Origin of the sequence: Natrarchaeobius halalkaliphilus (assembly GCF_003841485.1) — an archaeon.
In the GTDB taxonomy this organism is placed as follows: Archaea; Halobacteriota; Halobacteria; order Halobacteriales; family Natrialbaceae; genus Natrarchaeobius; species Natrarchaeobius halalkaliphilus.
The window spans coordinates 441,997-455,456 of record NZ_REFY01000002.1 but is presented as its reverse complement, the minus strand read 5'-3'; the positions used below and the strand labels follow the sequence as shown (position 1 = coordinate 455,456).

The following is a 13,460-nucleotide window of genomic DNA, read 5'->3' as shown; positions in this document are numbered from 1 at the left end:
GTCGGTGACCGAGCCACGGAAATCAACTGAGGGCGACCTGGCGCTCGTCTTCGTCCGCGAACGTCCACCAGGCGATTCGATCGATCTCTATGGGACTGTACGCCGAGACGATCGCCAGCCACTCACAGGAAGCGATCGTCAGGAGCGGTGAGGTCGTCTCGAGAGTGGCGGACTCGAGTTCGGTGTCGACGGTATCGACGAATCGGCTGACCGTCGCGTCGGGTGCCGCCACGTCCATGCCGGCGAGCTGTCGGAGGTACTGAAAGCTCGATGGGCCGATCCCAGAAATCGAGCCGATGGGGTCCTCGTCGTATCGGTACTGGTCGGCTTCCCCGGCCCACCCACGAAGCGCCGCGAGGTCGTCCGCTTCGGGACGCGCCGAAAGGACGGATGCGACCTCGAGGAGCACGCGGCGCGTCCGTGCCGCGGCGAAGACCTCCGAGAGACCCGCGTCTTCCGATTCGAGACCGGCGAGTGTCTCGAACGAGTCGACACGTCCCGTCGCGACGAACGCGTCGCGAAACTCCGAGACGTCCGCGTTCCGTCCGCCGGCGGATCGCTGTCCGGTCGTCGCGACCGCAGTCTCAGCGACGAGCAACAGCGGATCGTCGCCGCTCCACCGATCGAACTCGAGAAACTGTCGGGTGAGTCGCTCGTACGGCGTCCCGCCGGCGTATCGGTCGAGGACCGACTGGACCGAGTTCATGAGTTCGTCGAAATTCGACACACGGAAAACGTATAGCTGTGTCGACCAGTCGGAACTCCGGACCGAAACTCGACGGTGGCTATACTGGCGGACGGGTATCCCGGTCGGGCTACAATGGGATCCAAATCAGGCGGACGGTGACGAGGATCATCGCGAGTGCCCCGATGATCACGAACAGCGCGTTCTCGAGGTCGGGCTCACCGGCAACGATCGGCGTGGAGCTGGGTTCCGGCGCGTACGGGTCGTCTTCATCCTCGTCTTCGTCGGGTTCCGTCCGATCGTCGTCGGCCGGCGTCCTCGAGAGATCGATGGGGATTCGATCCCTCTCCGTCTCGGAGTCGGTGTCCGTCGCCGTCGACACCGGTTCGATGTCACTCGAGCCGTCTCGAGGCGGATCCTCGCTCGGGACTGGTTCGGTTTTCCCCCACTCCCACTCGCTGTCCGCGTCGTGACCGTCCGACGTCGGTTGGGACTCACCCGAACCGTCGACGTCGGACGTCTCGTCTGACATACCCACCCCTAGTAGGCGAGCCATCAAAAAGCCGCGGTCGCAGTCTCGAGCGCTCGTACGGATTTCCATAAAGCGAAACGGCGGACCGTCTCAGATTCGATCGAGACGTCCGCCGGTATCGCCGCCGTAGACGACCCCGCGTTCGGCGTCGATCGTGACGGTCGTCCCGCCGTCGGTTTCAGCGACGGTCGCACCGCTGATCATCGGAATGTTCATCTCCCTCGCGACGAGGGCGGGATAGCCGGTCATTCCACGCTGGGCGTTGACGATACCGGCGACTTTCTCGACATCGCCGGTGAACTCCTCGTCGAAGTCCGCGGCAAGCGCCAGGATCGCACCGTCAGGAACGTCCGAGAGGTCACCGCTATCGACGTGTGTGAGGGGACCGGTCGCCCGCCCGTCCACGACGACCCGTCCCGTCGTCAACGCCTCCGCGGCGACGTGGACCTTGAGCATGTTCGTCGTGTTCGCACCCTCGAGGTCGGTCATCATCCCACAGAGGACGACGACGGTATCGCCGCTCTGGGCTATCCCGGCGTCGAGAGCCGCCTGGACGGCTCTCTCGACGACGGCGTCGGCACCCTGGTTAGAGACCTGCGCGTACAGCGGCGTAATCCCCCACGAGAGGGCGAGTCGGCGTCGGACCTCCTGGGTCGGTGTCGAGGCGACGACCGGTACGCCGGGCCGATACTTGGCCGTTTTCAACGCGGTGTATCCGGACTCGGTCGCGGCGACGACCGCGTCCGCGCCGATGTCCCTTGCCAGAAACCGCGCGGAGCGAGCCAGGGCGTCCGTCCGCGCTTCGCCGGCAGCGGGGACACGTTGCTCGAGCAACTCGGCGTACTCCTCGGAGTCTTCGACCTCGCGGACGATGCTGTCCATCGTCTCGACGACGGCGACCGGATGCGCGCCGATGGCCGTCTCGCCCGAGAGCATGACGGCGTCGGTTCCGTCGAGAACGGCGTTCGCGACGTCTGAGGCTTCCGCACGGGTCGGTCGGCGGGCGTGGATCATCGAGTCCAGCATCTCCGTCGCCGTGATGACGGGCAGTCCCGCCTCGCGACACCGGCGGATGATTCGTTTTTGGATCATCGGGACGTCCTCCATCGGACACTCGACGCCGAGGTCTCCCCTGGCGACCATGATTCCGTCCGAGGCCTCGATGATCTCGTCTAAGTTCTCCACCGCGCCGGCGCGCTCGATCTTCGAGACGATCGGAATCTCCGCCCCGAACCCCTCGAGAACCTCGCTGACCTCGTAGACGTCGTCGGCGTCCCGAACGAAGCTCGCGGCGACGAAGTCGACCGACTTCTCCGCGGCGAGTTCGAGGTCGCCACGGTCGCTTTCGGTGACGATGTCGAGGTCGAGGTCGACGCCGGGCACGTTCACGCCCTTGCGACCGCCCAGTTCGCCACCCGTGTCGACGCGCGCCCGGACCGTATCCCCATCTCGTTCGACGACGGTCGTCTCGATCAGGCCGTCGTCGAGGAGAATTCGGTCGTCCATCGAGACGGCGTCGATGGCCAGCGAGAGGCCGACGGTCTTCGGCGTGACCGTCTCACCTTCGACGAACTCGATCGTGGTTCCGGTCTCGAGCGTAACCGTCTCCCCCTCCGGCAGCGGCGCGGTTCGAATCTCGGGACCTTGCGTGTCGAGCATGACCGCGACGGGTTCCGATCGCCGCTCGTCGACCGCACGAACGCGCTCGATGAGGGCAGCGCGGTCCTCCCGGCTCCCGTGGCTCGCGTTCAACCGGGCGACGGACATCCCGGCCTCGGCCAGCTCCCGAATCGTGTCCCGATCGCTCGAGGCCGGCCCGAGCGTACAGACGATTTTCGCGTTTCTCATGGCTCGAGGTAGCGCGAGCACGGTCAAAAAGATACAGGACTTACTCGCCCTCGAGTATTGTTTTTTTACTGACGGTCGATCGAACGCGAGCGCACGGTTACCGTCGATTGCCACTCCAATCGGTTCGGTCGGACCGCCCTTCCAAAGCCGCCTGTCCGTTCGCCACCGAGACCACCTCCTGATATCGGGGGTGAAATATTGACCAAAATACATATACCGATTCTGCTGGAATCCACAGACGGTACCGATGTCAAGACGACTACCCCGCAGACGGATTCTCTCGGGATCGGCCCTCCTCGGTACGGCGTCGCTCGCGGGCTGCCTCACTCGGCGTGGTCGCGGCGAACCCGGCCCCGAAACTGCGACAACGAGTCGATCCCCTTCGTCGTCCGAGACGCGACGGACGACCGATGCAACGACCCCCGACGTCGACCTCGAGGGACTCGAAACGTTCGTCGACGAGACCGTCCCGGACCTGCTCGACGACCACGACGTCGTCGGCGCGTCGATGGCCGTCGTCCGAAGCGACGGTGTCGAGCTCGCGCGCGGATTCGGCGACGCTGACCGCGCGGATGGAATCCCAGTCGACGCCGACGAAACAACCTTCCGGATCGGATCGGTCTCGAAACCGTTCGTCTGGACTGCCGCGATGCAACTGATCGAGGAAGGGCGAATCGATCCGGACGAGGACGTCCGGAACTCCCTCGAGTCCGTCTCGATTTCCGACGCGTACGACGAGCCGATGACCGTCGCCCACCTCGCGACCCATACGGCCGGCTTCGAGGAGCGATTTCGGGGTACCTGGATTGACGATCCAGACGAGCGAAGAGCTCTGGCCGACGTGTTGAACGAATCGCAACCGGAACGGGTTCGACCGCCCGGTGAAATCGCGTCGTACTCGAACTACGGGACCGCACTCGCCGGACAGCTCGTGGCCGACGTTGCGGGAACGAGTTTCGAGGACTACGTAGCGGAGTCGCTGTTCGAGCCGCTGTCGATGACGACCGCCACGTTCGAGCAGCCGGTCCCCGACGGCGTCAGCGTCTCGAAAGGCTACACGGCCTTTGCCGGCACCGTCGGGGAGGCACCCGAACTCGGCCTCGAGATCGCACCCGCGGGCGCGGCGGTCGCGACGGCAACTGACGTCGCGCAGCTCGTGCGAGCGCTGCTGGGCGACGGGGCCGTCGACGGTGGACGGATCCTCGAGTCCGAGTCCGTCGACGCGACGCTGGACAGGTGGTTCACCCACCACGAGGCGGTCTCCGGCATCGCGTTCGGACTGCTCGAGGACGAGCGACGCGGCGTTCGAGTCCTCCATCACGACGGGATGGTGCCCGGATTCTACAGCTACCTGCTACTGGTCCCGGAGTACGATCTCGGCCTGTTTCTCACGTACAACACGAACACCGGAGCCGCGGCGAACGCCGAGGTCCTCGACGCGTTCTTCGAGGAGTTCGTTCCGAGAACCGACGCGGAATCCTCGATCGAGACGGAGCCGGACGGCCTCCCGGAGCGGACGGACGATCTCGCCGGAACGTACCGCGGCGTGCGGATCGCGGAGTCCACCCATGCTCGACTGTCGTCGACGCTACAGGCCGGCGAGATCGACGTCTCGGTCGACGACGACGGATACCTCGTCACCGACAGTGACGGCGGGACGACCCGGTGGATCGAACGCGAGCCGCTCGTCTTCGACGAGGTCGACGGAACCGGGACGCTCGCGTTTCGCGACGACGGCGGCGAGCTGACTCACCTCTTCACCGGCTTTCACGCGTACGAACGGATCTCGCGCCACGAGTCGCTCTCGTTGCACGGCGGACTCGCCGGCGTGACGGCGCTTGGAATGGTCTCCGGGCTGGCCGCCTGGCCGCTGTCGTGGGGCTGGCGGCGCTTCGGCGGGGGAGACCCGAGCGACGGCCCGGAGTTGGGATCGAACGACGATTCGGCCTCGAGTGCTTCTGAAGCGTCCGTCGGTGACGAACCCCAGTCGCGATCCACGCTCGGACTGTCGTTCGCCGGGCCGGCGCGTGCGCGCTGGATCGCCGGCGGTTCGATCGCCTCTCTGTTCGCCTTCGTCGCCGGCGTGGTTACACTGTTGGTTCTGTACCCGCACACGCTGTTGAGCGACCCGCCGTTCGCGTACGAACTCGTCTCGCTCCTGGGGCTGCTCGGTGCCGGCGGTGCCGCCGCGTCGGCGGGATACGCCGTCGTTTCCTGGCGCGACGGCTACTGGGGTCGGCTCTCAAGGATCCACTACGCGCTCGTCGTCGCAAGCGTGATCGGCTTCTGCTGGCTGCTGTGGTACTGGAACCTGCTTCGCGTTCCGTTCTAACCCGGCAGGCCAGGGACGCGCCGACTGTCGAAATACCGTGGATAAACGTGCAGATTCGTGCGGGTCCGCTACCGAACTTTCTCGCCAATCTCTGCGTCGTCGTGGGTCGTCAGCAGGTCCGCCTCCTCGCCGGCGGCGAGGATCATCCCGTTCGATTCGACGCCGAACAGCTCCGCAGGCTCCATGTTCGCGAGCAGCACGCACTTCGTCCCCGGCAGCTCATCGAGATCGTGCAGTTGCTTGATCCCCGCGACGACCTGGCGGATCTCGAAGCCGATGTCGACCTCGAGTCGCGCGAGGTCGTCCGCACCTTCGATGCCCTCGGCGGTTTCGATGCGGCCGACGCGGATGTCGACGTTCTGGAAGTCTTCGAAGCCGATGCGCTCGTCGAGCAGGGGCTCGAGGCCGTCCGTCTCCGACCCCGAATCGGCCGTATCGTCGGGTTCGTCCGCCGGGGTGTCGTCGCCTTCGGCTTCCTCTCCCTCGTCGTCCGAGGCGGTGGCGACTCGCGCTTCGAGTTGCTCTCCGAGTTCGTCGACGCGGTCGTCTTCGATCTTTTCGAAGAGCTCTCCGGGTTCGTCGAAGTTGCGCGGCGGTGACTGGAGGGCGTCCTCGAGGTGGGCGTTCGCTACCTCGCCGTCCTCGCCGATCTGTCCCCACAGCGCCTGTGACTTGTCGGGGGTGATCGGCTCGAGCAGAACGGCGACGGCCTTTGCGATCTGGACGCAGTCGCGAATGACCTGTGCCGCTTTCTCGGGCTCGTCGTCGGTGAGCTTCCAGGGCTCGTTGCGCTGGATGTATTCGTTGCCGAACTGTGCGAGTCGGGTTGCGGCCTGGCCGACGCCGCGCAGATCGTACCCGTTGACGCTTTCGCGGACGTCACCGATCGCGGCCTCGATCCGCTCGCTGACTTCCTCGGAGGCGTCTTCGTCGGGCGTTCCCTCGTAATTTCGATAGGCAAACAGCAACGATCGGTACCAGAAGTTGCCGACCGTACCGACGAGTTCGCCGTTGACCTTCTCCTGGAAGGCGTCCCACGAGAAGTCGACGTCCTGCTGGAGGCCGCCCGTGGTCGTCAGATAGTATCGTAGGAGATCGGGATGGAAGCCCTCCTCGAGGTACTCCTTCGCCCAGATCGCCCGGTTTCGGCTGGTCGAGAGACCCTTGCCGTTGATGGTGATGAACCCGGTTGCGGCGACGGCTCGCGGCGCGTTGTAGCCGGCCCCCTCGAGCATCGCCGGCCAGAAGATCGTGTGGTGCTGGATGATGTCGCGACCGATGACGTGGACGATGTCACCGTCTTCCGTCCAGACGCGTTCCCAGTCGTACTCGTCGGCTCCGACGCGTTCCGTGTACTGCTTCGTCGAGGAGATGTACTCGATGGGGGCGTCGACCCAGACGTAGAGGACGAGGTCGTCGCCGTCCTCGTCGTCGCCGTGGGGGTAGTCGATCCCCCAGTCCATATCCCGCGTGATACACCAGTCCTGTAGGCCGTCTTCGATCCACTGCCGGGGCTGATTGCGCGCATTCGACGTTCCCTCGAGGCCGTCGAGGAACTCGCTCAGGTAGTCCGAAAACTCCGAGACCTCGAAGAACTTGTGTGAACGGTTCCGGTACTCGGCCGGGTTTCCGGTGATCGTACTCGTCGGATCCTCGACCTCGCCGGGCTCAAGGTGACGCTGACAACCCTCGTCACACTCGTCGCCGCGGGCTTTCTCGCCACAGTAGGGGCAGGTCCCCTCGACGTACCGGTCGGGAAGATACTGGTCGGCCTCGGGATCGTAGGCGACCTGGATCTCCTTCTCGTAGACGTAGCCCCTCTCGTCCAGGGTCCGGACGATCTCTTTCGTCAGGTCGGTGTTGGTCTCGTCGTGCGTGTGGCCGTAGTTGTCGAAATCGACGTTGAACTGTGGAAAGGTCTCCTCGTACTGTTCGTGCCACTCGAGTGCGAACGCCTCGGGGGCGACGCCTTCTTTCTCGGCGTTGACGGCGACCGGCGTGCCGTGCATGTCCGAGCCGCAGACGTAGGCGGTCTCCTGTCCGAGGGTCTCGAGCGCGCGGCGAAAGGCGTCCGCGCCGATGTAGCCACGGAGGTGACCGATGTGGAGGTCCCCGTTGGCGTAGGGCAACCCGCAGGTCACGACCGCGGGGCGGTCCGTCGGAAACTCGTCGGTGCTCATACCCGTACTCTTTCGCTGGGCGGCGTAAAACCCGCCGGTTTTCGATCGCTGAGACTTGTTTAACGCTCCCGACAATCTTTTATAAAATAACGTGCCATAAGATGTCATGAGCACCGTCAACATGCCACGGGAGACGTGGGCGACTCGTATCGGATTCATCCTGGCGGCCGTCGGGAGTGCGGTGGGCCTCGGGAACATCTGGCGCTTCCCGTTTCAGGTCGGACAGGAGGGTGGTGCAGGCTTCCTGCTGATGTATCTGTTATTCATCGTTCTGGTCGGCTTCCCGGCGATGCTCGTCGAGTTCGTCGTGGGTCGCCACACCGAACGCAATCCGGTCGGCGCGTTGAAGGAGATCGGCGGGGGCGCGTGGCGCTACGTCGGCTGGATCTTCGTCGCAACGGGGTTCGTCATCCTCTCGTACTACAGCGTCGTCGCCGGTTGGACGATCCGCTATACGATACTCGGACTTCAGGACGGCTACCTCGCAGATGCCGGCGAAGCTGAGGGCCAGTTCGTCACGTTCGCAAGCGGTCTCGACGCGATCTTCCTCCACGCTGTCTTCATGGCTGCGGTGATACTCATCGTCGGGCTGGGGGTCAAACGCGGAATCGAGCTCGCGGTCAAGGTGATGGTCCCGGCGATCATCGCCATCACGATCGGACTCGCGATATACGCCGCCACTCTCGAGGGGGCGAGCGACGCCTACGCTTACTACCTCGCGCCAGAGTGGGACGTAATCGCGGCAAACTGGACGAGTATCCTGCCCGCCGCGGCCGGGCAGGCCTTTTTCACCCTCTCGCTCGGGATGGGTGTGATGATCACCTACGCCTCCTATCTCGACGAGAACCGAAACCTCGCTGAGGACGGCGCGATCGTCATCGGCTTCGACACGATGATCGCGTTCGTCACGGGACTGATCGTCTTCCCGATCCTCTTTACCGCAGGCATCGATCCGGGCGATCCGGGCGCGGGTGCGATCTTCGTCTCGCTCGCGGCAGCCTTCGGGGATCTCACCCTCGGCTGGCTGATCGGGGCGGTGTTCTTCGGCACCGTCGCCATCGCCGCGCTCTCGAGTGCGATCAGCCTGATGGAAGTCGTCGTCTCCTACGCGATCGACGAACGAAACGTCGACCGGATGACGGCCGCGATCGGTATCGGCGGCGCCATGTTTCTGCTCGGCATCCCGTCGGCGTACGACCTCGTCCTGCTCGATCTGTTCGACCTCTTTGCCGACCAGATCCTGCTGGTTCTCGGCGGGCTCTTGTTGATGATCCTCGTCGGGTGGTCCCTGTCGACGCTCGCGATCGAAGAACTCGAGCGTGGCATCGGTGATCTCGGGGGGTACGGAACCGCCTGGATCTGGGCGGTGCGTATCCCGGTCGTTCTGGCACTGTTCGTCGCGCTCACCCTCGGCGTCCTCGACTACGTCGAATTCCTGACGGGCCCCTTCAGCGAGTGGCTCGCTGATCTGTAGCGTCGATCCGTTCGGGCTCGTTTGCGGATGACAGCCAGTCTATCCGTCATCCCACCGTTGTTCACCGTCCTGGAGCGCTCAGTTCGTCGCTGTTCCGACGGTCCAGACGTCCGGAAGGAACCCGAGTCGATCGCCGACGAGGAGACAGATCCCGACGAGTCCAAAGCCACCGAACGCGACCAGAAACGTCAGCCCACCGGGATCGATCACGAGCGTCACCGCCGCACCGACCCACGAGAGCCAGCCCAGCGCCTCCCAGGGTCGTCCGCCGTAGAGTCGCCAGCTCGCGACCGAGAGCAACACGCCAGCCAGTGCGGCAGCCGCGAGCGCCCCGTCGAGGACCGTCGCCGCTACGCCCACCAGAACGAAGCCGACGAACGCGATCCCGTCGATTCGATCGAGCGCCATCTCGATCAGTCGTCACCCGCCGTGGGAGCACTCGACCGAGACTCGAGACGATCCAGATCGTCGACGAACGAAGCGAGCATCTCTCGAGTGACGTGGGGCATACAGACGATCCGAACCTCGCCCGTCGCTGCTCTGGAGAGACGCCATCCCTCCGCGCGCAGGGCGTCGAACGTCGACTGCGGGATGTCGGCGGCGACCAGCGGCAGTGTCGGTTCCACCACCGCGTATCCGCGCTGTTCTAGCGCACCTGCGAGCCACTCGGCGTTGTTCTGCGAGCGAACGTACTGGCCGCGATAGCCGTCGGGCCACAACTCGTCCATCGCCGCAACCGCACTGGCGACACCTGCTCCCGATCGGGTCCCGGTGAGCGTCGCCTGATCGGTCGACTCGAGATACGGCGTGTCCACGGCGAGTTCGTCTAGGAGGTCGGACGAACGAACGAGCAATCCGCCCGCCGGAACGGCCGCCTGTCCCATCTTGTGGGGATCGATCGTCATCGAATCGATCGCCGCGTGGTCGAAGTGCCATTCGTAGTCGGTAAACGGCAGGACGAATCCGCCCCAGGCGGCGTCGACGTGGCACATAGCGCCGGCATCGGCTGCGATCTCGGAGAGGACTACGATCGGATCGACGCGGCCGTACTCGGTCGATCCCGCGACGCCGACCACGAGCGCCGTTTCCTCGTCGACGGCGGCGCGGACAGCCGCTACGTCGGCCCGGTGGCGGTCGTCGGTCGGAACGACCCGCAACTCGACGCCGAGAACGTCCGAAGCCTTGTGAAAGCTGAAGTGACCGGAGTCGGGGATGACGACGTTCGGTCGACGGTCGTCGGCACGTTCGCGGGCTATCCGAACGGCCTGAACGTTCGCTTCCGTCCCGCCGCTCGCCACGTAGCCTGCCGGCTCTTCGAGGCCGGCGATCTCGCCCAGGATGGCGATAGCATCGTCCTCGAGTGCGGAGACGGTCCGATAGGTCCCCGGATCCCCGGGGTTCGTCGCGAGAAACCGTTCGGCCGCCTCGCGTGCCACCGGGTGGGGTTCCGTACACATCGACGAGAGCACCCGGTCGAACGGCTGCGGCTCCATCTGCATATCAGGGACGTGAACGGTCGATCGCTTATGCGTTGCGTTTGGCCGACAAACGAGTCGAGTAGCGCGGTTCGACGGTGTTTCGTATTCGCTCGGATCGCTCTCGCACGTTCGTCACCGGGACGAGTTCTCGCCTCACGTTCTCTTCGGTATCCTCGAGATTGCGTCGTGGAGTGGTTCCTCATCACGGGCAGTGCTGCGTCGCCCAGGACAGCACTACCCAACAGTACTCGATCGATAATTTCTTCACACATACACTCGTAAATTGACAGTCCGGTCGAGCCTGTCACCGGAATCCTCATCCTGTTCGGTGTCATCTGGATCGTGGTCTACTCGGCAACGAAAGCCGCTCTTCGTTCGTTTTATGGCGAAATCGAGGAGGAAGCCGTTCCGGTGGAGCGCACCGATGAGTAAGCCGAATCGTCCCGTTCAGGGGGTCACCGAACCGACTCGAGCAGGAGTTTCTGTTCGACGCGTTTGACCTCGTGTTGGACATCGCGGACGGCGTCGATGTTCGCGGAGATGGAGCTGACGCCCTCGTTGACGAGGAACTGGACCATGTCGGGTTTGGAGCCGGCCTGGCCACAGATGCTCGTATCGACGTCGTGTTCGCGACAGGTTTCGATGACGTCACCGATGAGCCGCAAGACGCCGGGGTGAAGCTCGTCGAATCGATCCGCGACGTGCTCGTTGTTGCGGTCGACCGCGAGCGTGTACTGGGTGAGGTCGTTCGTTCCGAAGGAAGCGAAGTCGATGCCGGTGGCAGCCATCTCCTCGACGCAGAGCGCCGATGCGGGCGTCTCGATCATCACGCCCCACTTGCGCTTGTCCGGATCGATCCCCGCCTCGATCATGCGTTGTTTGGCGCGGTAGACGTCCTCGGCGTCGTTGACCAGCGGAAACATGATCTCGACGTTGTCGTAGCCGAGGTCGTAGAGTCGACGGAACGCCTCGAGTTCGTGGCCGAACACCTCGGTTCGATCGATCGAACGGCGAATACCGCGGTAGCCGAGCATCGGGTTGTGCTCTTTGGGTTCGTCCTCGCCGCCCTCGAGTTGGCGGAACTCGTCCGTCGGTGCATCGAGCGTTCGAACGCGGACGGGGCGGGGGTAGAACTCGTCGGCAACGCTCCGGATTCCCTCGAGGAGTTCCGTGATGTAGGCGTCCGCGCTGTTTTCCTCGATGAACTTCTCGGGGGTCTGGTTCAGCGAGAGGATCATGTGTTCGGTTCGAAGGAGGCCGACGCCGTCGGCACCGGTCGCAGCCGCTCGTTCGGCCGCTTCGGGGATCGAGACGTTGACCTTCACCTCCGTCGCCGTCATCGGCTTGACCGGCGATTGCGGGCGGACCTCCTCGACCGGCTCGGTTTCGTCTTCGGGTTCGACTTCCGTTCCCTCGAGAACGGCTCCTTTCTCGCCGTCTAAGGTAACGGCCTGGCCGTCCTCTAGGACGGTCGTCGCGTTGGTCGTCCCGACGATCGCGGGAACGCCGAGTTCTCGAGAGACGATCGCGGCGTGGCTGGTCATCCCACCCTCGTCGGTGATGATCCCGGAGGCGCGTTTCATCGCTGGAACCATATCGGGCATCGTCATCTCGGTGACGATGATGTCCCCGTCGCTGACTTTCGCGAGATCGTCGAGCTTTTTGACGATCTTCGCCGGGCCGCTTACGATCCCGGGACTCGATCCGAGCCCGTCGACGAGGATCTCGCCGGAGCCGCCGTTTTCCGATTCCGAATCGACGCTCGCCTGATCGGCTTTGACGCTGCCGCTTCCGTCAGTTACGCCTGCGGCGGTCCGCGGGGCGGCCGTGGAATCGACGTCGTCTTCCGCCGCCTCGTCGATCGTCGTGATCGGGCGGGACTGGAGCATGAAGACTTCGCCGTCGACCATCGCCCACTCGACGTCCTGGGGCTCGTCGTAGTGATTCTCGACGCGCTCACCGAGTTCGACGAGCTGATCGATTTCTTCGTCGCTGACCACGCGCGCATTACGTTTGTCATCCGGAACGTCCCGCTCGACGGTTTTGCCCGTCTCGGGATCTTTGAGATGCATCACCTTCTTTTCGGCGACGGTGACGTCGGTCACTCCCTCGTCTCGAGGAACGACGTAGTTGTCCGGTGAGACCGCTCCGGAAACGACGGCTTCGCCCAGCCCCCAGGCGGCTTCGATGATCATCGTCGGATCACCCGTCGAGGGGTGGCTGGTGAACATCACGCCGGACTTTTCGGCATCGACCATCTGCTGGACGACGACCGCGATGTTGACCGTCGCGTGATCGAATCCCTGTTCCTGTCGGTAGTAGATCGCCCGCTGTGTGAACAACGAGGCCCAGCACTCGCGAACGCGATTCAGGAGCTGGTCTTCCGTGACGTTCAGGAACGTCTCCTGTTGGCCGGCAAAGGAGGCGTCGGGCAGGTCCTCGGCCGTCGCGGACGACCGAACCGCGACGAACGCCTCTCCGTCGGTTCCCACGTCGTGGTACGCGGCCAGGATCTCCTCGCGCAGCTCGTCGGGAAACGGCGTTTCGATGATCAGTTCTTGCGCGCGGTCGGCAGCGTCCGCAAGTGCGCTCGAGTCGTTGGCATCGATGTCGACGGACTCGAACAGCTCGTCGTCGATCCCGGCACCTTCGATGAACGATCGATACGTCCCCGCAGTCACCACGAACCCCGGCGGAACCGGCAGCCCAGCACCCGTAAGTTCACCGAGGGAAGCACCTTTCCCGCCGACCGTCTCGAGGTCGCCGGCACTGATCTCGTCCAGCCAGAGTACAGCCATCTCTATCTGCGTGGACATGTGAGTGGCTAAAGAAGGTTGCGAATAATCGCCACAAATCACAACTCATAATCGAATGATGTTCTACCCGTAGTGGTGATTTTCGCCACTCAGCGAGACGGTACATTCAACCCAT

The 13,460-nt window shown here is 64.2% G+C and carries 9 protein-coding genes; 2 read left to right on the top strand and 7 right to left on the bottom strand.

Going from position 1 to position 13,460, the window contains the following annotated elements; translation table 11 throughout:
* Positions 1-22 precede the first annotated feature (22 nt).
* From EA462_RS05825 to pyk, 3 genes are all read right to left on the bottom strand, one after another.
* Complete coding sequence (locus EA462_RS05825) at positions 23-706, bottom strand: hypothetical protein (RefSeq protein ID WP_124177622.1); 684 nt, start codon at positions 704-706, stop codon at positions 23-25.
* Positions 707-815: 109 nt separating this feature from the next.
* A complete protein-coding gene (locus EA462_RS05820; RefSeq protein WP_124177621.1) occupies positions 816-1,217 on the bottom strand; it encodes a DUF7312 domain-containing protein in 402 nt (133 codons plus the stop codon).
* A 90-nt stretch (positions 1,218-1,307) separates the two neighbouring features.
* Entirely contained in the window at positions 1,308-3,065 is a 1,758-nt protein-coding gene (gene pyk, locus EA462_RS05815) for a pyruvate kinase (protein ID WP_124177620.1), read from the bottom strand.
* A gap of 247 nt (positions 3,066-3,312) precedes the next feature.
* Between pyk and EA462_RS05810 the strand changes: the two genes are divergently transcribed.
* On the top strand, positions 3,313-5,397 hold the full coding sequence (locus EA462_RS05810) for a serine hydrolase domain-containing protein (RefSeq protein WP_124177619.1): 2,085 nt from the start codon (positions 3,313-3,315) through the stop codon (positions 5,395-5,397).
* A gap of 68 nt (positions 5,398-5,465) precedes the next feature.
* Here EA462_RS05810 and metG read toward each other — a convergent pair whose 3' ends face one another.
* Complete coding sequence (gene metG / locus EA462_RS05805) at positions 5,466-7,577, bottom strand: methionine--tRNA ligase (RefSeq protein ID WP_124177618.1); 2,112 nt, start codon at positions 7,575-7,577, stop codon at positions 5,466-5,468.
* Between the two features lie 106 nt (positions 7,578-7,683).
* Between metG and EA462_RS05800 the strand changes: the two genes are divergently transcribed.
* The gene (locus EA462_RS05800) at positions 7,684-9,051 is read left to right on the top strand and encodes a sodium-dependent transporter (protein ID WP_124177617.1); all 1,368 of its coding nucleotides are present in this window, start codon (positions 7,684-7,686) and stop codon (positions 9,049-9,051) included.
* A 78-nt stretch (positions 9,052-9,129) separates the two neighbouring features.
* Here EA462_RS05800 and EA462_RS05795 read toward each other — a convergent pair whose 3' ends face one another.
* From EA462_RS05795 to ppsA, 3 genes are all read right to left on the bottom strand, one after another.
* Positions 9,130-9,459, bottom strand: coding sequence for a hypothetical protein (locus tag EA462_RS05795; protein ID WP_124177616.1), 330 nt, complete (start codon positions 9,457-9,459; stop codon positions 9,130-9,132).
* Positions 9,460-9,464: 5 nt separating this feature from the next.
* Positions 9,465-10,550, bottom strand: a complete 1,086-nt coding sequence (mfnA, locus tag EA462_RS05790; RefSeq protein ID WP_124177615.1) for a tyrosine decarboxylase MfnA — start codon at positions 10,548-10,550, stop codon at positions 9,465-9,467.
* Between the two features lie 434 nt (positions 10,551-10,984).
* Entirely contained in the window at positions 10,985-13,327 is a 2,343-nt protein-coding gene (ppsA, locus tag EA462_RS05785) for a phosphoenolpyruvate synthase (RefSeq protein WP_124177826.1), read from the bottom strand.
* Between the last annotated feature and the right edge of the window lie 133 nt (positions 13,328-13,460).